Annotated in this window: 13 protein-coding genes; 5 read left to right on the top strand and 8 right to left on the bottom strand. The window is 65.3% G+C overall.

The window, feature by feature from the left end:
- Nucleotides 1-84 precede the first annotated feature (84 nt).
- The 8 genes from N7650_RS18285 to glnE form a co-directional block, all read right to left on the bottom strand.
- Nucleotides 85-1527 carry a lipopolysaccharide kinase InaA family protein gene (locus N7650_RS18285; protein WP_279899430.1) on the bottom strand — a complete coding sequence of 481 codons (1443 nt, stop codon included), beginning with the start codon at nucleotides 1525-1527 and terminating at the stop codon, nucleotides 85-87.
- On the bottom strand, nucleotides 1527-2279 hold the full coding sequence (locus tag N7650_RS18280; RefSeq protein WP_279899428.1) for a lipopolysaccharide kinase InaA family protein: 753 nt from the start codon (nucleotides 2277-2279) through the stop codon (nucleotides 1527-1529). Before N7650_RS18280 ends, N7650_RS18285 begins: the two co-directional genes overlap by 1 nt.
- Nucleotides 2276-3010 carry a lipopolysaccharide kinase InaA family protein gene (locus tag N7650_RS18275; protein ID WP_009404130.1) on the bottom strand — a complete coding sequence of 245 codons (735 nt, stop codon included), beginning with the start codon at nucleotides 3008-3010 and terminating at the stop codon, nucleotides 2276-2278. The genes N7650_RS18280 and N7650_RS18275 overlap by 4 nt, the downstream gene beginning before the upstream one ends.
- On the bottom strand, nucleotides 3010-3816 hold the full coding sequence (gene rfaP, locus N7650_RS18270; RefSeq protein WP_064303689.1) for a lipopolysaccharide core heptose(I) kinase RfaP: 807 nt from the start codon (nucleotides 3814-3816) through the stop codon (nucleotides 3010-3012). Before rfaP ends, N7650_RS18275 begins: the two co-directional genes overlap by 1 nt.
- Nucleotides 3813-4937, bottom strand: coding sequence for a glycosyltransferase family 4 protein (locus N7650_RS18265; RefSeq protein WP_279899427.1), 1125 nt, complete (start codon nucleotides 4935-4937; stop codon nucleotides 3813-3815). Before N7650_RS18265 ends, rfaP begins: the two co-directional genes overlap by 4 nt.
- Nucleotides 4937-5998: a lipopolysaccharide heptosyltransferase I gene (gene waaC, locus N7650_RS18260; RefSeq protein ID WP_279899424.1), complete on the bottom strand. Its 1062-nt coding sequence runs from the start codon at nucleotides 5996-5998 to the stop codon at nucleotides 4937-4939. Before waaC ends, N7650_RS18265 begins: the two co-directional genes overlap by 1 nt.
- Nucleotides 5999-7045 (bottom strand): lipopolysaccharide heptosyltransferase II, encoded by a 1047-nt coding sequence (gene waaF, locus N7650_RS18255; protein ID WP_279899422.1) that lies wholly within the window; start codon nucleotides 7043-7045, stop codon nucleotides 5999-6001. It lies immediately after the preceding gene.
- Between the two features lie 142 nt (nucleotides 7046-7187).
- On the bottom strand, nucleotides 7188-10121 hold the full coding sequence (gene glnE, locus N7650_RS18250) for a bifunctional [glutamate--ammonia ligase]-adenylyl-L-tyrosine phosphorylase/[glutamate--ammonia-ligase] adenylyltransferase (RefSeq protein ID WP_279899420.1): 2934 nt from the start codon (nucleotides 10119-10121) through the stop codon (nucleotides 7188-7190).
- Between the two features lie 384 nt (nucleotides 10122-10505).
- Here glnE and aceE point away from each other — a divergent pair, with 384 nt between their 5' ends.
- From aceE to N7650_RS18225, 5 genes are all read left to right on the top strand, one after another.
- Nucleotides 10506-13151 carry a pyruvate dehydrogenase (acetyl-transferring), homodimeric type gene (gene aceE, locus N7650_RS18245; RefSeq protein WP_279899418.1) on the top strand — a complete coding sequence of 882 codons (2646 nt, stop codon included), beginning with the start codon at nucleotides 10506-10508 and terminating at the stop codon, nucleotides 13149-13151.
- Between the two features lie 13 nt (nucleotides 13152-13164).
- Nucleotides 13165-14808, top strand: coding sequence for a dihydrolipoyllysine-residue acetyltransferase (gene aceF / locus N7650_RS18240; protein ID WP_279899416.1), 1644 nt, complete (start codon nucleotides 13165-13167; stop codon nucleotides 14806-14808).
- 373 nt (nucleotides 14809-15181) lie between these two features.
- Nucleotides 15182-17872 (top strand): GGDEF and EAL domain-containing protein, encoded by a 2691-nt coding sequence (locus N7650_RS18235; protein ID WP_279899414.1) that lies wholly within the window; start codon nucleotides 15182-15184, stop codon nucleotides 17870-17872.
- Between the two features lie 91 nt (nucleotides 17873-17963).
- Complete coding sequence (gene msrA, locus N7650_RS18230) at nucleotides 17964-18632, top strand: peptide-methionine (S)-S-oxide reductase MsrA (protein WP_009404147.1); 669 nt, start codon at nucleotides 17964-17966, stop codon at nucleotides 18630-18632.
- Nucleotides 18633-18641: 9 nt separating this feature from the next.
- Nucleotides 18642-19262 (top strand): glutathione S-transferase, encoded by a 621-nt coding sequence (locus N7650_RS18225; protein WP_279899411.1) that lies wholly within the window; start codon nucleotides 18642-18644, stop codon nucleotides 19260-19262.
- The last annotated feature ends 76 nt before the right edge of the window (nucleotides 19263-19338 follow it).

Here is a 19338-nt window from a genome sequence, read left to right as displayed (position 1 = left end):
TGTCGGACCGCCGAACCGCAGCGATAGCTGTGGTGAATTCACTAAAGCAATCGCTGGCAAGCCAGCTCCCACAGGTTTTGTGTGTCAGTCGGAGAGTGTTGGCAGGCACTCGTCCAGCCGCTTGTACAGCGCGCTCTCCACCGGCCAGTTCCTTAGCAGCCGCGCCCGGTCCTTGGCAAAGGCCGGCGCAAAGCTCATCTGCGTCGCATGCTGGCTCATGGCGTCCAGGTCGATCAGCGCCCATTGTCCGTCCTGCCAGAACAGGTTGTAGGCCTTGAGGTCGCCATGGCTGATGCGCTCGTGGATCAAGCGGGCGAGCAGGTTCTGCAACGCTGCCAGCTGTTCCTCCGGCACCTCGCCGCTTTCCACGTAGGGCGCGAAAGCAGTCATCAGGTCCGGCCCTTCCAGCCATTCCGTCACCAGGTACGCCTTGCCCCGCAGCCCCAGCGTACGTGTTTCCAGCACCGCCAGCGGTTTTGGCGTGGCGAAGCCGAGGAACGCCAGGCGATGCCCTTCGATCCATGAATGCCAGGCCCGACTCGGGCGCCAGAAGCGCTTGAACCAGTGGGCTGCATCCTTGATGTTGTAGCGCTTGATCACCAGTGGCCGGCCCTGGAACTCCACCCGTGCCACGCTGGCGGCGCCACCGGTCTTGTACAGGTGGCCCTGGTCGATCAGCGCGTCGGCCTGCTCCAGTACCGGCAGCATTGCCGCCACTTCCGTGCGCGGGATGGCCCGCAGGCCGGAAGCCCCGCGCTCCACCGCGAACAGCGTGCAGTCGCGCCCGGCTTTTTCCAGGTAGTCCTTCATGCGCCAGTGACGCACCTTGTCGATCTGTTTCTGCAATGCTTCCAGCGGCAGGGCGTGCTCGCTGTTGGCCAGCAGGTAATGCACCAGCAGCTCTTCGATGAAGGGTTCCAGGCGCTTGGGCAACTGGGCGAAGAGCACGCCGAGGTTCTGCAATACCTGCTGGCGCGACAGCGGCTGCCCCGGCGTCTCGGCCTTGATGCCGCCACCGTCGATGATCAACAGCTGGCCGTTGTGGCGCAGCAGGTTGTCCAGGTGCAGGTCGTCCTGCCACAGGCCCTTGGCATGCAGCTGCGCCACGGCAGCCAGGGCTTCGCCGAGCACCAGGCTCTGTGCGTCGCTCAGCGGCGCCTGCCCCTCGACCTCGGCCCAGGCATCGCCCAGGCTGCGCGAGCCTTCGAGGAATTCGAACAGCAGCCAGCCGCCCTGGCCTTCTTCCAGGCCGTCGGCGAGCAGCAGCGGGGTGGTCACGCCGTTGTCCGCCAGCAGGCGCACCCCGGCCAGTTCGCGCTGAAAGTGGCGGGCGGCAGTGCTGCCGACCAGCAGCTTGGCCAGCACCGGCCTGCCGCGCCAGACACCCGCGCCGACATAACGCTGACCCGGCAGCACCCGCAGCAGGCTGAGCAGTTGCAGTTCGGCGCTGCCGGCAGCATCGGCCAGGGTGATGCCCAGGGGCAGTTGCGGGTTACGGCCGGCATCCTTGAGTTCAGACAGGCGCATCAGCGGGTCTCCTTGTGACGACGGCGGTGCAGCAAGCGTTGCAGCCAGGCCTGCACCAACGAGCTGTCCGCTGGCTGGTCGAGGTACGCGGCCAGCAGCAGGCGGATCTGCGCCTCGCTCCACACCGGGGCGCGGCGCAGCAGCGGTTCCAGGTCCTTGAGCCGGTCGCGCTGGCCGAACAGCAGCGGGCGGGTCTTTTCCAGGTCGATCAGCTGTGCGTTCCAGCCGTCGCCGCGTTCGCGCAGGAAGATGTGCTTGGGATAGAAGCAGCCATGCACCTGCCCGGCAGCGTGCAGGGTCCGCGCCAGCTGGCCGCAGGCGCGGAGGATGCCGTGGCGCTGGCCATCGTCCAGTTCCTGCCACTGGCCGAGCAGCAGGTCGAGGTCGGTCCATTCATCGAGGGCACGGGTCATCAGGATCGCACGCCGCTGGCCCTCGACCTTGCGCTCGCCGTAGTACACCGCCTGCAGGGCCGGGATATGCAGCTTCTGGTAACGGCTGATATTGCGGAATTCGCGGGCGAAGGTCGGCTCGCCGAAGGGGGCGTGCAGGGTGTGGGTCAGGTAGTCGCTTTGGCGCTTGAGGTAGAACCCCTTGCCCTCCAGCTCCAGGCGGAACACGCTGCTCCAGCCACCGCGTCCGGTGTTGGGCTCGTCCACCGCGTCCAGTTGCAGCGCCCAGAGCTGCTCGAAGCCGTTCAAGCCATGGCGTTCGAGCAGCGCCACGTCGGCACTGGCGACAAAATCACTCATTCACGTCCCTCGAAAAACTTCACGATGTGGCGGATGCGCTTCTTGTCCGACGCGTTCAGGCGTTCGCGCTGGCGGTATTGCAGGTAGAAGCGCAGGCGCTGGGTGGCGGAAAGATGGTACTTCGCCACTTTATCCAGGCACGCCAGGTCCTTGGTGATGCGGTAGCGCAGCATGAAGCCCCACCAGAAGTCGCCGGTGGGGCAATCGATGAAGAATAGCGTGCCGTTATCGTCCACCAGCAGGTTGCGCCACTTCAGGTCGTTGTGGGTGAAGTGGTGGTCATGCATCACCCGGGTATGCCGGGCCAGTTGGCGGCTCAGGTGATCGACCCACTGGCGGTCGCGCAGGCGCGCATCGTTGCGCTCGGCCAGGGCCGAGAGGTCTTCGGTGCGCGGCAGCTCGCGGGTGATCATGGCGCCGCGGCCAAAGCTCAGGCCGTTGCGCTCCAGGCCGCAGGCAACCACTTCGGCGGTGGGGATCTGCCATTTGGCGAACTGCTTGAGGTTCTGCCATTCGGCCTTGATCCGCGGCCTGCCCAGGTAGCGGCGCAGATGCTTGCCGGCGCCGGTGTAGCGTTTGACGTAGTAGTTGACCCCGTCACGCTCGACGCGGATCACTTCGCTCAGCGGATCGCGGGTCAGATGCTCGCCCTTGAGGGCGAAGACCGCGTCAATGCTGCCGAAATCCTCTGCCAGGGCCGCGTATTTCGGCTCCAGTGTCCAACCCGCCATCAGAGCGCGTCCCCATACCGTTGCTTGCGCTCATAGAGCTTTTGCGCCTTGCCGTCCAGCCAGCGCAGCAGGCTCGCCTGCTCGGCCAGGACCTGGCGCAGCGGCTGCCGGAAGTAACCGCGCAGGAAGCGCAGCTTGTCGCGCCGGGTAAGGCCGATGTCCAGCGCCGAGAAATACAGGGCGGCCAGGTCCTTGTCGCGCCAGCGCCGGGTGATCCTGTCACGGGTCTGGGCGCGGTGCAGGTCGATGACCGACAGGCGGAAGTCATCCGCCGTCACCGGGCGGTCGGTGTGCAGGAGGAAGTGGCAGATGTAGCAGTCGCGATGATTGACCCCGGCGCGGTGCATGCCGCCGGTCATCTTCGCCACCTCGGCGATCAGGGCGCGTTTGAGGCGCGGCTCGGGCGGCTGCCTGACCCAGTCGATGCTGAAATCTTCCAGGCTGATGGTCGGTGCCAGCTCCTCGGTGACGATGAACGAATGCTGGGTCGCCGGGTTGCTGCCGCGCTCGCCGAAGGCCACGGCGGTCATGGTCGGCACGCCGGCTTCATGCAGGCGCTGGATGGCGGTCCATTCCTGGCCGGCACCGAGCACCGGCAGCTTGGCGCTGAACAGGTTCTTGAAGATTTCGCCCCAGCCGATGCCACGGTGGATCTTGACGAAGAAGCCCTCGCCGGCGACCTCGGTGCGCAGGGTGCGGCGGCCTTCCAGCTCGCGGTAGACCTCGCCCTGCAGGGCCTCGACCGCCTCGAAGGGGTCGCGTCCGGTCCAGAGTCGCTTGAACGGCTCCTTGAGTATCAGTTTCATGGGCGCTCCTGACCGAGGATCACGTCGGCGGCATGCTCCGGCATGCTGTACAGATCGGCGGTTTCGGCAAAGGCCAGGCCGTTCTGGCCCCAGCTGGCGCGGGCGGCGGGATCTTCGAGCATGCGCTGCAGGTAGCCGTTCAACTGCTCCTGCTCGAAAGGTTCGTCCAGCACCAGGCCGCTGTCGGTCTCGGCGATGTAATGGGCGTAGCCGCAGACCGCAGTGACCAGCACCGGCAGCCCGGCGACCAGCGCCTCGAGCAGCACGGTGCCGGTGTTTTCGTTGTAGGCCGGGTGGATCAGCAGGTCGGCGCCGAGCAGGAAGCGCGGTATATCGCTGCGTCCCTTGAGGAACTGCACCTGGTCGCCGAGGCCGAGGGTGGTGGCCTGCAACTGGAAGACCTTGGGATCGTCCTGGCCGATGACCATCAGCCGCGTGCGCTTGCGCAGGGCCGGGGGCAGGGCGGCCAGGGCCTTGAGGCTGCGGTCGGTGCCCTTGGTCTTGAAGCCGGAACCGATCTGCACCAGCAGCAGGTCGTCCTCGCCCAGCTTGAATTCACGACGGAACCCGGCGCGGATCTCGGCGGCATTGGCCGGGGCGCGGCGGTCCTGGGAGATGCCCGGCGGCAGCAGGTGGAAGCGTTCTTCCTGGGTGCCGTAGTGCTTGATGAACAGCGGCTGCTGGACTTCGGAAATCATCAGGATCTCGGTTTTCGCCTCGCGATCGAACACCGCACGCTCGTACTCGGCGAAGTGCCGGTAGCGGCCCCAGCGACGGTACAGACCGCCGCGCAGGGTCTGGGCCTTGTCTTCGAAGCAGCCGTCGGCGGCGTAGTAGACGTCCAGGCCGGGCATCTTGTTGAAACCGATCAGGCGGTCCACCGGGCGTTTGGCCAGGTCCGCCGCCATCCAGGCGCTGAGTTTTTCATTGCGGCGGTGGTTGAACAGCGCCTTGACCGGCGCCACCAGCACCTCGAAGCCGGGTGGTACGTCGCCTTCCCAGATCAGGGTGTAGACGCGAATCCGGTGCCCGCGGCGCTGGCACTCCAGGGCGATGCGCATGAAGTCGCGCTGCAGGCCGCCGAAGGGGAAATACTTGTAGAGCACGAAAGCCAGTTGCATCAACGAACATCCTCGGCCCGCAGCAGCTCGCCCAACTGGCGCGCTACCCGTTCGGGATTCAGGCGAGTGAAGCACAGCGGCCACTCACGTTTGAGATCGAACCGGCGCAGGTCCTCGACGCTCGGCTTGTAGTTGCATTTCTTGCGCAGGCAGGGTGCGCAGGGGAAGTCGCTGGCGACATGCACCTGGGACTTGCCATAGGCCCCGGTCAGGCCCGGGTTGGTCGGGCCGAACAGGGAAACGGTCGGCACGTCCAGCGCCGCCGCCAGGTGGCCCAGCCCGGTATCCACCGCGACGCAGGCCTTGGCCGACGCCAGTACCCGGGCCACCCCGGCCAGATTCAGCCTGGGCAGCACTTGGGCGTTCTTCAGGCCTTGGGCGATACGCTCGGCGCGGGCTTTTTCCGCCGGGTTGCCCCAGGGCAGGCACACGTGCAGGCCGGCCCGGCCCAGGCGTTCGGCCAGTTGGCGCCAGTACAGCTCGGGCCAGTGCTTGGTGTCCCAGGTGGTGCCGTGGAGAAACACTACATAAGGGGCGACGCCGACCTCTTCAAGGCGGCTGCGGTCCAGGCCGTAGTTGCCGATGCCCTCGGGAATGTCATAGCCCAGGGCCAGGGCGAACAGCTGGCGGATGCGCTCCACCGCGTGCTGGCCCTTGGCGACCGACAGACGGCGGTCGTAGAAGCGGCTGGAAAAACCCTCGCGCGCCGAGTACCGGTCGAGGCCGGCAATCGGCGTCTTCTTCACGTAGCGGGTCAGCCAGGCGCTCTTGACCAGGCCCTGGGCGTCGATCACCAGGTCGTACTTTTGCTCGCGGATGCGCTTCTTGAACTGGCGCCACTCGCCATTCTTGAAGGTCTGCCAGAGGTTCTTGCGCCAGCGGCGGATGGCCACCGGAATCACCTGGTCCACTGCCGGATGCCAGGTCGGGATCTCGGCGAAGCCTTCTTCCACCACCCAGTCGAAGCGGATGCCCGGGATGGCGTGGGCAGCATCGGTCAATGCCGGCAGGGCGTGGATCACATCGCCGAGGGATGAGGTCTTGATCAGCAGAACCCGCACTTAATCAACCTCGGTGATATCGACCAGCGCCGGGCCGTCGAGTCGTTGCAGGGCGCCGTTGACCGCACCCGGTTCGAGCAGGCGCAGGCAGTTGTAATGGCCATAGCGGCAGGTGCGGTCGAAGCAAGGGCTGCACTCGATGCCCAGGCGCACCACTTCCACCTGGTCGGCGAGCGGCGGGGTGAAACCCGGCGAGGTGGAGCCGTACACCGCCACCAGCGGGCGGTTCAGCGCGGCCGAGACGTGCATCAGGCCGGAGTCGTTGGACACCACCGCGTCGGAGCAGGACAGCAGGTCGATGGCCTCGGCCAGGGAGGTTTCGCCGGCGAGGTTCACGGATTCTTCCCGGAACCCCGGGATCAGGCGCTCGCGGATCTGCTCGCCGACCGGGTGGTCGTTCTTCGAACCGAACAGCCAGACCTGCCAGCCTTCGCGGATCTTCGCCTCGGCGACCTTGGCGTAGTGCTCGGCAGGCCATTTCTTCGCTTCGCCGAACTCGGCACCGGGGCACAGGGCCAGCACCGGGCGATCCAGCTCCAGGCCGAACTTGGCCAGGGCGGCGTCGCGGCTGGCGGCTTCGATCTGCAGGGCCGGGCGCGGATACGGCTGTGGCAGATCGCTGCCGGCCGGGTACGCGAGGGCCATGAAGCGCTCGATCATCAGCGGGTAGCGCGCTTTATCCAGGCGACGCACGTCGTTGAGCAGGCCGTAGCGGAATTCGCCACGCCAGCCGGTGCGCTTGGGGATTTTCGCGAAGAACGGCACCAGTGCCGACTTCAACGAGTTGGGCAGGAGGATCGCCTGGTCGTACTGGCCGACCAGCGACTTGCCGATGCGCCGACGGGTGGCGAGGTCGAGCACGCCATGGCCGAGCGGGAAGCTCAAGGCCTGGCGAACCTGCGGCATGCGTTCGAGGATCGGCCGGCTCCATTCGGGCGCCAGCACGTCGATCACGCAATCGGCGTGACGCTGCTTCAGGACCTGGAACAGCGTCTGCGCCATTACCATGTCGCCCACCCAACTGGGCCCTATGATCAAAATTCTCATGCTTTATCCAGAAACGATCAGGGAGGCTGCAGCCTGTCTTGCAACAGCACTGGCCTCCCTTCTTTATATATTCAGGCTCGGTGACAACCGTCCACGACGCTCAGTGTAGGCGGGCTTCCTGCCGCCGGGTCCCGATCACGTTTCAGCTCAGCCCCAGTTCGCTCCAGATCCGCCGTACCTGCTGGCGCTCGTTGACGAACTGTCCGGCATCGATCACCCCGGCCTGTTTCTGCAAGGCCTGGCGGTGAGCGGCGGAGCGGAACGCCTTGTACACCTCGCGCAGCAGCACCGCATCGCTGGCCGGGACCAGCCCGGCTTCCTCGAGGCCTTCGAGGATGCGGATATTGTCGGTGTAGCGCAGCAGCGCCGGATGGCTGTGGGACCAGGCGAGCGCGGCGTATTGCACCATAAATTCAATATCGACGATACCACCGGCATCCTGCTTGATATCGAAGGGAACGCCGCTGTCGTAGGCGTTGGCGGCGGTTCCGGCGGCGGTGGATTTGGTTCCGAGGTTGTCGCGCATCTTGGCGCGCATCTCGCTGACCTCGCTGCGCAGGCCGGCCAGGTCGCGCTGCTTGCCCAGGACACGGGCCCGCACGCCCTCGAAGGCCGCGCCGACCTGCGGGCAACCCACCAGCACCCGGGCGCGGACCAGGGCCTGGTGTTCCCAGGTCCAGGCTTCGTTCTGCTGGTAGCGCTCGAAGGCGCCGACCGAGCTGACCAGCAGCCCGGATGCGCCGGAGGGTCGCAGGCGCATGTCTACGTCGTAGAGCTGGCCGGAGGCGGTCTGGGTGGTCAGCAGGTGGATGATGCGCTGGCCCAGGCGGGTAAAGAACTGGGCGCTGTCGATGGGCTTGGCGCCGTCGGTCTCGGCCTGCGGATCGCCGTCGTGGATAAACACCAGGTCGAGGTCCGAGCCATGGCCCAGCTCGATGCCGCCGACCTTGCCGTAGCCGACGATGATGAAGCCCGGATCGCACGGGCTACCGTCGCTGCGCTGGGGCCGGCCATGGCGGGTCACGGTCTGGCGCCAGGCCAGGGCCAGCACCTGGTCGAGAATGGCCTCGGCAAGCCAGGTCAGGTAGTCGCTGACTTTCATCAGCGGCAGGCTGCCGGCGATTTCCGACGCAGCGACCCGCAGGCTATGGGCCAGCTTGAAGTGGCGCAGGGCTTCCATCTGCTGTTCGAGGTCGTCCTCGGGAATGCGGGTCAGGCGTTCGCGCAGCTCGGCAGCCAGTTCAGGCGCCAGGGGCGGGCTGAACAGGCGGCTTTCGTTGAGGAGTTCGTCGAGCAGCAGCGGGAAGCGGGCGATCTGTTCGGCGATCCAGGGGCTGGCGGCGCACAGGGTCAGCAGGCGGCGCAGGGCGCCGGGGTTTTCGGTGAGCAGCACCAGGTAGGCCGAACGCCGGGCCACGGCTTCGACCAGGGGCAGGACACGCTCCAGCACCAGGTCGGGGTCGTCGTGTTCCACGGCCTGGGCCAGCAGGCGCGGGATAAAGGCATCGAGACGTTCGCGGCCGAGGCGCTGCATGGCGCGCAGCTGCGGGCTGGAACGCAGGCCGGCGAGCAGCTTGATGGCCCGCGGTGCATCGCGGAAGCCGGCGTCTTCCAGCTGGCGGCAGGCGGCTTCCTCGTCCTGGGCTTCTTCCCAGAGCGGCAGCCACTCGCCACCGACCACCACCTCGCCTTCGCCTTCGTCCTCATCCGGGTCGGCGATGACCTGGCGGAAGTGCCAGTCGATACGGGAGCGCCAATGCATCAGCCGGTCATGGAACGCGGCCCAGTCGGGGAAACCGAGCATGAAGGCGATGCGCGCACGGTCCAGGTCGCCGTCGGGGAGCATCTGGGTCTGGCGGTCGGCGATGGCCTGGATCGCGTGCTCGGTGTAGCGCAGGAACATGTAGCCCTCGCGCAGTTCCTCGACCACCGGCGCGGGCAGGTAGCCCTGGCCCTCGAGGGTCCCCAGCACCTTGAGCAACGGGCGCTGTTGCAGGCTCAGATCGCGGCCGCCGTGGATCAGCTGGAAGGCCTGGGCGATGAATTCCACCTCGCGGATGCCGCCGGCACCGAGCTTGATGTTCCCGGACATGCCCTTGCGCCGGACCTCCTGCTGGATCAGCTGCTTCATGGTGCGCAGCGCTTCGATCGCCGAGAAGTCCAGGTAGCGGCGGTAGACGAAGGGCCGCAGCATTTCCAGCAACTGGCTGCCTGCCACCTGGTCGCCGGCGACGACCCGGGCCTTGATCATGGCATAGCGTTCCCAGTCGCGGCCCTGGTCCTGATAGTACTGTTCCAGGGCATTGAAGCTCAGGGTCAGGGCGCCGGCCGAGCCATAGGGGCGCAGGCGCATGTCGACGCGGAAGACGAAGCCGTCGACGGTGATCGGGTCGAGGGCCTTGATCAGGCGCTGGCCGAGACGGTTGAAGAACTCCTGGTTATCCAGCGAGCGCTTCACGCCTTCGGTCTCGCCGCCTTCGGGGAAGGCGAAGATCAGGTCGATGTCCGACGAAAGGTTCAACTCCACTGCGCCGAGCTTGCCCATGCCCAGCACCACCATCTGTTGCGGCTGGCCGCTGCGGTTGCCGATCGGCGTACCGAATTGCTGGCAGTGGCGCGGGTAGAGCCATTGATAGGCCTGGTCGATGGCGGCGTCGGCCATGTCCGAGAGGTCGCGGCAGGTTTCCATCAGGTCGGCCTGGCGGGTCAGGTCGCGCCAGATGATCCGTACCTGGTGCCGGGTGCGCTGGCGGCGCAGGTTGCGCGCCAGTTCGTCCTCGGTGGTCGCGGCCTGGGCGGCGGCGGCCAGTTGCGCGCACAGCTCGCCCGGTGCGAAGCGCCGCTCCAGCTCACCGCTTTCGGCCAGCGACAGGAGCATGGCCGGGTCGCGCAGGCTCTGTTCGAGAACGAATTCGCTGGCGGCGGCGACCCGGGCGAACGCGGCCCAGCGCTCGGCGGTCCAAGCGTCGAGGCTCAGGCCATCGACGGCGGCCACGGCGCTGCGCAGCGACTGGTCATTGTTGCCGGTCAGGTGTTGGAGGGTATCTGGCAGTGCGACCAGCGAAGGCAGGCTCATGGTCTATCCTTGATCGGCGGGAAAAAGCAGGTGGTGGCTACAGCGCCAGGGCGCGGCCCGGGCTGGACTGTCGTACAAAAGTTGAAAATAGCGGCATTTGCGTTTTTCTTGGCAGAAACCATCGCGAAGAGCCTTTTGTCGACCGGTTTCGAATCACCGGTATCGTTTTTTCCCACAAGCCGTTAGCAAGGCTCGGATGGGTTTGATGTAGTTTTACTACTGCTTTTTTCAGTAGAAGGCGTGTAAAGGCGGATCGATTTGTAGTAAAACTACACGCCGCCGAGACCACCCTCGGTAATCCAAGAATTCATGTCGTCTGCCCAAAAGGCCAGTCGCAAACTTCAGGCAACCGATTCTGGAAGCCTTTCCGCCCTGGAGCAAGCCATGCAAGACCTCGATCCCGTCGAAACCCAGGAATGGCTGGACGCCCTTGAGTCGGTCCTCGACAAAGAAGGCGAAGACCGCGCTCACTACCTGATGACCCGTATGGGCGAGCTGGCCACCCGTAGTGGCTCGCAGCTGCCATACGCAATCACCACGCCGTATCGCAACACCATTCCGGTAACCCACGAAGCACGCATGCCTGGCGACCTGTTCATGGAACGCCGCATTCGCTCGCTGGTTCGCTGGAACGCCCTGGCGATGGTCATGCGCACCAACCTGAAGGACTCGGACCTGGGTGGTCACATCTCCTCGTTCGCTTCCAGCGCCACGCTGTACGACATCGGCTTCAACTACTTCTTCCAGGCTCCTACCGAGGAGCATGGCGGCGACCTGATCTTCTTCCAGGGCCACGCTTCTCCAGGCGTGTACGCCCGTGCCTTCATGGAAGGCCGCATCAGCGAAGACCAGATGAACAACTTCCGCCAGGAAGTCGATGGCAACGGCCTGTCGTCCTACCCGCACCCATGGCTGATGCCTGACTTCTGGCAGTTCCCGACCGTTTCCATGGGTCTGGGCCCGATCCAGGCGATCTACCAGGCGCGCTTCATGAAGTACCTGGAAGCCCGTGGCTACATCCCTGCCGGCAAGCAGAAAGTCTGGTGCTTCATGGGCGACGGCGAGTGCGACGAGCCGGAATCCCTGGGCGCGATCGCCCTGGCCGGCCGCGAGAAGCTGGACAACCTGATCTTCGTCATCAACTGCAACCTGCAGCGCCTCGACGGCCCGGTTCGCGGCAACGGCAAGATCATCCAGGAACTCGAAGGCGTGTTCCGTGGCGGTGGCTGGAACGTCAACAAGGTGGTCTGGGGCCGCTTCTGGGATCCGCTGCTGGCCAAGGACACCGACGGTATCCTGCAGCGCCGCATGGACGAAGTCATCGACGGCGAGTACCAGAACTACAAAGCCAAGGACGGCGCGTTCGTCCGTGAGCACTTCTTCAACACCCCTGAACTCAAGGCCATGGTCGCCGACCTGTCCGACGACGAGATCTGGAAGCTCAACCGTGGCGGCCACGACCCGTACAAGGTCTATGCGGCCTACCACCAGGCGGTCAACCACAAAGAGCAGCCGACCGTCATCCTGGCCAAGACCATCAAGGGCTACGGTACCGGTGCTGGCGAAGCCAAGAACACTGCGCACAACACCAAGAAGGTCGATGTCGAGAGCCTGCGTCACTTCCGCGACCGCTTCGACATCCCGGTCAAGGACGAAGAGCTGGAAAACCTGCCGTTCTTCAAGCCTGAAGAAGGCAGCGCCGAAGCTCGCTACCTGGCCGAGCGCCGCGCCGCACTGGGCGGTTTCGTACCGCAGCGCCGCAGCAAGTCGTTCAGCATCCCGACGCCTCCGCTGGAAACCCTGAAGGCGATCCTGGACGGTTCGGGCGACCGTGAAATCTCCACCACCATGGCCTTCGTGCGGATCCTCGCGCAATTGGTCAAGGACAAGGAAATCGGTCAGCGCATCGTCCCGATCATCCCGGACGAAGCCCGTACCTTCGGTATGGAAGGCATGTTCCGCCAACTGGGCATCTACTCGTCCGTGGGCCAGCTCTACGAGCCGGTCGACAAGGACCAGGTGATGTTCTACCGCGAGGACAAGAAGGGCCAGATCCTCGAGGAAGGCATCAACGAAGCCGGCGCCATGTCGTCGTTCATCGCGGCCGGTACCTCGTACTCGAACCACAACCAGCCGATGCTGCCGTTCTACATCTTCTACTCGATGTTCGGCTTCCAGCGTATCGGCGACCTGGCCTGGGCGGCGGGCGACAGCCGTACCCGCGGCTTCCTGATCGGCGGTACCGCCGGCCGTACCACCCTGAACGGTGAAGGCCTGCAGCACGAAGACGGTCACAGCCACATGCTTGCCGGCACCATCCCGAACTGCCGCACCTATGATCCGACCTACGGCTACGAGCTGGCGGTGATCATCCAGGACGGCATGAAGAAGATGACCGAAGAGCAGCAGGACGTCTTCTACTACATCACCGTGATGAACGAAGCCTACACCCAGCCAGCCATGCCGGCCGGCGTCGAGGAAGGCATCATCAAGGGCATGTACCTGCTCGAAGAAGACACCCGCGACGCGGCGCACCACGTCCAGCTGCTGGGCTCGGGCACCATCCTGCGCGAAGTCCGCGAAGCGGCGAAGATCCTGCGCGACGAGTACAACGTCGGCGCCGACGTCTGGTCCGTCACCAGCTTCAACGAACTGCGTCGCGACGGCCTGGCCGTGGAGCGCAGCAACCGCCTGAAGCCGGGCCAGAAGCCTCAGGTCACCTACGTCGAAGAGTGCCTGGCTGGCCGCAAGGGCCCGGTCATCGCCTCCACCGACTACATGAAGCTGTTCGCCGAGCAGATTCGCCAGTGGGTGCCGAGCAAAGAGTTCAAGGTCCTGGGTACCGATGGCTTCGGTCGCAGCGACAGCCGCAAGAAGCTGCGTCACTTCTTCGAAGTCGACCGTCACTTCGTCGTGCTGGCTGCCCTGGAAGCCCTGGCTGACCGCGGCGAGATCGAACCGAAGGTGGTGGCCGACGCCATCGTCAAGTTCGGCATCGACCCGGACAAGCGCAACCCACTGGACTGCTGAGGAGTATTTTTAAGTGAGCGAACTCATTCGCGTACCTGACATCGGCAGCGGTGAAGGTGAAATCATCGAGCTGTTCGTCAAGGTCGGTGACCGTATCGAAGCGGACCAGAGCCTGCTGACCCTGGAGTCCGACAAGGCCTCCATGGAGATCCCGGCACCCAAGGCCGGCGTGATCAAGGCGCTGAAAGTGAAGCTGGGCGACCGCCTGAAGGAAGGCGACGAACTGCTGGAACTGGAAGTCGAGGGTGCCGCTGCCGCGGCCCCCGAGGCTCCGGCCGCCGCACCTGCCGCTGCCGCGCCTGCTGCTGCACCGGCCGAGGCTGCACCTGCTCCGGCCGCGGCGCCAGCCGCTCCGGCTGCTGCTGCCGTCCAGGACATCCACGTGCCGGACATCGGCTCGTCGGGCAAGGCCAAGATCATCGAAGTGCTGGTCAAGGTCGGCGACACCGTCGAAGCCGACCAGTCGCTGATCACCCTGGAGTCCGACAAGGCCTCCATGGAGATCCCGTCGCCAGCCGCTGGCGTGGTCGAAGCCGTGATCGCCAAGCTGGACGACGAAGTCGGCACCGGTGACCTGATCCTGAAACTGAAGGTCGCCGGCAGCGCGCCTGCTGCTGCTCCAGCGCCTGCCGCTGCTGCACCGGCTCCGGCTGCCGCGCCTGCTGCTGCCCCGGCACCTGCTGCCGCAGCTCCGGCCCCAGCCGCTGCCGCTCCGGCCGCTGCGCCGGCGCCGAGCGGTGCGAAAGTCCATGCCGGCCCTGCCGTGCGCCAACTGGCTCGCGAATTCGGCGTCGAACTGAGCGCCGTATCGCCGACCGGTCCGCATGGTCGTGTGCTGAAGGAAGACGTGCAGGTGTACGTCAAGGCGATGATGCAGAAGGCCAAGGAAGCGCCTGCCGCTGGCGGCGCTACCGGCGGCGCCGGCATTCCGCCGATCCCGGCCGTCGACTTCAGCAAGTTCGGTGAAGTGGAAGAAGTGGCCCTGACCCGCCTGATGCAGGTCGGTGCTGCCAACCTGCACCGCAGCTGGCTGAACGTGCCACACGTGACCCAGTTCGATTCGGCCGACATCACCGAGCTGGAAGCCTTCCGCGTAGCGCAGAAAGCCGTCGCCGAGAAAGCCGGCGTCAAGCTGACCGTGCTGCCGCTGCTGCTGAAAGCCTGTGCCCACCTGCTCAAGGAACTGCCGGACTTCAACAGTTCGCTGGCCCCGAGCGGCAAGGCCATCATCCGCAAGAAGTACGTGCACATCGGCTTTGCCGTGGACACCCCGGATGGCCTGCTGGTACCGGTAATCAAGAACGTCGACCAGAAGAGCCTGCTGCAACTCGCTGCCGAAGCCGCGGCCCTGGCTGAAAAAGCCCGGACCAAGAAGCTCTCGGCCGACGAGATGCAAGGTGCCTGCTTCACCATCTCCAGCCTCGGCCACATTGGCGGCACCGGCTTCACGCCGATCGTCAACGCGCCGGAAGTGGCGATCCTCGGTGTTTCCAAGGCCACCATCCAGCCGGTCTGGGACGGCAAGGCCTTCCAGCCGAAGCTGATGCTGCCGCTGTCGCTGTCCTACGATCACCGCGTGATCAACGGCGCCGCCGCCGCCCGCTTCACCAAGCGTCTGGGCGACGTGCTGGGCGACATCCGCACCTTGCTGCTGTAACTGCTGTCCGGCCTGTGTCTCCCTGCCGGGGGACGCAGGCCTGCAACCCTTTCGAGCTGCCACGCTCGTACCTCAACCCCGTCGTTTGGCGGGGCTTTTTTTTTGCCATTCAGAAGCCGACACCGTCCCCTGTGGGAGCTGGCTTGCCAGCGATGACTGCGGTGAATTCACCATCGTAATCGCTGGCAAGCCAGCTCCCACAGGGTTCGTATTGCACCTCGGGAGTTGAAGAAATCCCCTGTCTGGCCGACACAGATCAAACACGCGCCAAGCTTGGTGCTTGTCAGCCTCCGGCGCATGATGCAACCTTGCCCGAACGTGCATAGCAAAGTGCCAACGCCCGTGCCATCAGTCTTATTCGAGCGAGCTTTCCATGAAGAGCCAAACCGATGCCGCCAGCCGTCCGGCGGCCGAGGTAGTGACGCAGTTGCCGGTGCCTTCGCGGCTCGGCATGTTGCGCTTCGAGCGGCTGAACGAAGCGAGCTGGGCAATGCTCTATCTCGATCCGGGTTGCGAACGTCAATTCGGTCTGCCGGCGGTTGAACTTTGCGCCCTGGTCGGCTCGCCCTACGCCAGCCTGATGGAGCCCGAGGCCCGCTACAAACTGCATGACAGCATCCAGGCGCAACTGGCCAACAGCAGCCATTACGTCAGCCGCTATACCCTGCACACCAGCAGTGGTCCGCTGTCGCTGCTGGAACTGGGCGAAGCCTACAAGCAACACAATCGCCAGTTGCTGCGCGGCTACCTGCTGGTGCTCGACGAGCAGGATGGCATCAGCCCGGAGCTGAGCGCCGATGTTCTGGAAACCCGCAACAATCGCCTGCAGATCGCCCTCAAGCTCAACCAGCAGGCACAGCAGGAACAACTCGAGCACCTGGAGCGGGTGCGTGCCCAGCAGGAACTGATCCTGCACCTGGCACGGCATCGCTACAGCGCCGGCAATTCCCTGCAGGAAGCCGCCGAGCTGATCACCCGCAGCGCCTGCGAGATCTACAACATCGAATGCGCCAGCCTGTGGTACCTGGAAGGCCAGCGCCTGGAGCCGATCTCCGCGTTCTACCGCGAGACCCGCGAGTACCGGACGCCCGAGCCGATCGATGCCGGCCTGTTTCCGGACTACCTGGAAGCCCTGCACACCAGCCGCGCCATCGACGCGCACAACGCCAGCCATGACCCGCGCACCCGGGATATCACCGAGAGCCTGCGCCCGCGCGATGTGATCGCCATGCTCGACGCCAGCATCCGCATCGACGGCCAGGTGGTCGGCGTGCTCTGCCTGGAGCACGGCGGCAGCCCGCGGGCCTGGCAGACCGACGAGATCGCCTTTGCCGGCGAACTGGCCGACCAGTTCGCCCAGGTCATCAACAACCACAACCGCCGTGCCGCGACCAGCGCCCTGCACCTGTTCCAGCGTGCGGTGGAGCAGAGCGCCAACGCCTTCCTGCTGGTCAATCGCGACGGTGTGGTGGAGTACGTCAACCCGAGCTTCACCGCGATCACCCAATACAGCTCGGAAGAGGTCCAGGGGCACCGGCTGTCCGAGCTGTCGGCGCTGGAGAATCTCAGCGAACTGCTGTCCGACGAGTCCAGCCTGGCGATGGGCAACAGCTGGCAGGGCGAATTCAAGAGCCGCCGCAAGAACCTCGAACCGTACTGGGGGCAACTGTCGATTTCCAAGGTGTATGGCGATAATCGCGAACTGACCCATTACATCGGCATCTACGAGGACATCACCCAGAGCAAGCTGGCCCAACAGCGCATCGAGCGCCTGGCCTACACCGACAACCTGACCGGCCTGGGCAACCGTCCGGCGTTCATCCGCAACCTCGACGAGCGCTTCGCCCGCGACAGCGATACGCCGATCTGCCTGCTGCTGGTGGATATCGACAACTTCAAGCGGATCAACGACAGCCTCGGCCACCAGACCGGCGACAAGTTGCTGGTCAGCCTGGCCCGACGTCTGCGCAACAGCCTCAACCCGGGCGGCAGCCTGGCGCGCTTCGCCAGCAACGAGTTCGCCGTGCTGCTGAACAACACCGACCTGGAGAGCGGCCAGCAGATTGCCCAGCAACTGCTCAATACCCTCGACAAGCCGATGTTCGTCGATAACCAGCTGATCAACGTTACCGGCTCCGTGGGCCTTGCCTGCGCGCCGCTGCATGGCAGCGACCCGCAGACCCTGATGAAAAACGCCGGCCTCGCCCTGCACAAGGCCAAGGCCAGCGGCAAGCATCAGGTCCAGGTGTTCACCGAGGCAATGAATGCCGAGGCGAGCTACAAGCTGTTCGTCGAGAACAACCTGCGCCGCGCCCTGGCGCAGAACGAACTGCAGGTGTTCTACCAACCCAAGCTTTGCCTGCGTACCGGGCGCCTGCTCGGCCTGGAAGCCCTGCTGCGCTGGAACCACCCGGAGAAGGGCATGATCCGGCCGGACCAGTTCATCAGCGTGGCCGAGGAAACCGGCCTGATCATCCCCATCGGCAAGTGGGTGGCGCGCCAGGCCTGCCGCATGAGCCAGGAGCTGGCGGCCGAAGGCATGGGCAACCTGCAGGTGGCGATCAACCTGTCGCCCAAGCAGTTCTCCGATCCGGACCTGGTCGCGTCCATCGCCAATATCCTCCAGGAGGAGGCGCTGCCGCCGCACCTGCTGGAGCTGGAGCTGACCGAGGGCCTGCTGCTGGAGGCGACCGAGGATACCCGGCGCCAACTGGACCAGCTCAAGCAGCTCGGCCTGACCCTGGCCATGGACGACTTCGGCACCGGCTATTCGTCGTTGAGCTACCTGAAGAAATTCCCCATCGACATCATCAAGATCGACCGCAGCTTCATCAACGACATCCCCGACAGCCAGGACGACATGGAGATCACCTCGGCGGTGGTGGCCATGGCCCACAACCTCAAGCTCAAGGTGGTCGCCGAGGGCATCGAGACGGCGGAGCAACTGGCGTTCCTGCGCAGGCATCGCTGCGATGTCGGCCAGGGCTACCTGTTCGACCGGCCGATCCCCGGCGACGAACTGGTCGACAAGCTGCGCCGCTATCCCCGTGGCCCGAGCGCCTGACAGCGGCGAAACACTCGGGCACACTACCGGTCTATCCCGATAAGGGCCGCGCCGTGGCGCTGCCCGCCTACCTGACGAGAGGAATGGGTTCATGGTCTTGCGTTCGGAAATCCTCGTGAATAAAAACGTCCTGCCAACCGCTGAACAGGCCCTGCCTGGCCGCGAAACCCCGATGGCACTGCCGGAAAAACACTTCGTGTTCAAGGACACGCCGCTGCTCGGCCCGTTCTTCGAAGGCGCGGTGGACTTCGCCATCTTCGGCCTGGGCTGCTTCTGGGGCGCGGAACGACGCTTCTGGCAGCGCGAGGGCGTGATCAGCACCGTGGTTGGCTATGCCGGCGGTTTCACCCCGAATCCGACCTACGAAGAAGTCTGCTCCGGCCTGACCGGCCACACCGAAGTAGTGCTGGTGGTATTCGACAAGGACAAGGTCAGCTACCGCGAACTGCTGGCGATGTTCTGGGAACTGCACAACCCGACCCAGGGCATGCGCCAGGGCAACGATATCGGCACCCAGTACCGCTCGGTGATCTACTGCACCTCGCCGGAGCAACTGGAGCAAGCCAAGGCCAGCCGCGACCAGTACCAGGCGGAACTGCACAAGGCCGGCTTCGGCGAGATCACCACCGAGATCGACCAGGCGCCGACCGTGTACTTCGCCGAGGCCTATCACCAGCAGTACCTGGCGAAGAACCCCGACGGCTACTGCGGCATCGGTGGCACTGGGGTCTGCCTGCCGCCCAGCCTGCAAAACAACTGAGGAACCGTGATGTCGAGCATGACGCTGTTCCATTCGCCGCTGTCGCCGTTCGTGCGCAAGGTAATGGTGGTGCTGCATGAAACCGGCCAGGTGGACCGGGTCAAGGTGCAGCCGGTCAACATCACCCCGGTCAGCCCGGACGCCGATCTCAACCAGGGCAACCCGTCGGGCAAGATCCCGGCCCTGCGCCTGGAGGACGGCAGCGTCCTGCATGACAGCCGGGTCATCATCGACTTCCTCGACCAGCAGCATGTCGGCAATCCGCTGATTCCCCGCGAGGGCTCGGCGCGCTGGCGGCGCCTGACCCTGGCCTCGCAGGCGGACGCGCTCATGGATGCGGCGGTGCTGACCCGCTACGAGACCTTCCTGCGCCCGGAGGAGAAGCGTTGGGACCAATGGGTCGAGGCGCAGACGGACAAGATCCGCCGGGGGCTGGCGGATCTGGAGCAGAACCACTACGCCGAGATCGCCTCGGCGTTCGATGTGGCTTCGATTGGCGTGGCCTGCGCCCTGGGCTATATCGACCTGCGCATGCCGGACTTCGGCTGGCGCGAGCGTCAGCCGAAGCTGGGGGCCTGGTATGCCGAGGTCAGTCAGCGGGCCTCGATGAAGGCCACCGCTCCGGCCTGACCTGAGGGCCCTATCGCTGGCAAGCCAGCTCCCACAGGTACTGCATGCGCCGGACCCTGTGGGAGCTGGCTTGCCA

Origin of the sequence: Pseudomonas sp. GD04058 (assembly GCF_029836855.1) — a bacterium.
Taxonomy (GTDB): domain Bacteria; phylum Pseudomonadota; class Gammaproteobacteria; order Pseudomonadales; family Pseudomonadaceae; genus Aquipseudomonas; species Aquipseudomonas bharatica.
Note: the sequence above shows the minus strand (reverse complement) of the source record. Positions and strands in the feature narration are given on the sequence as shown.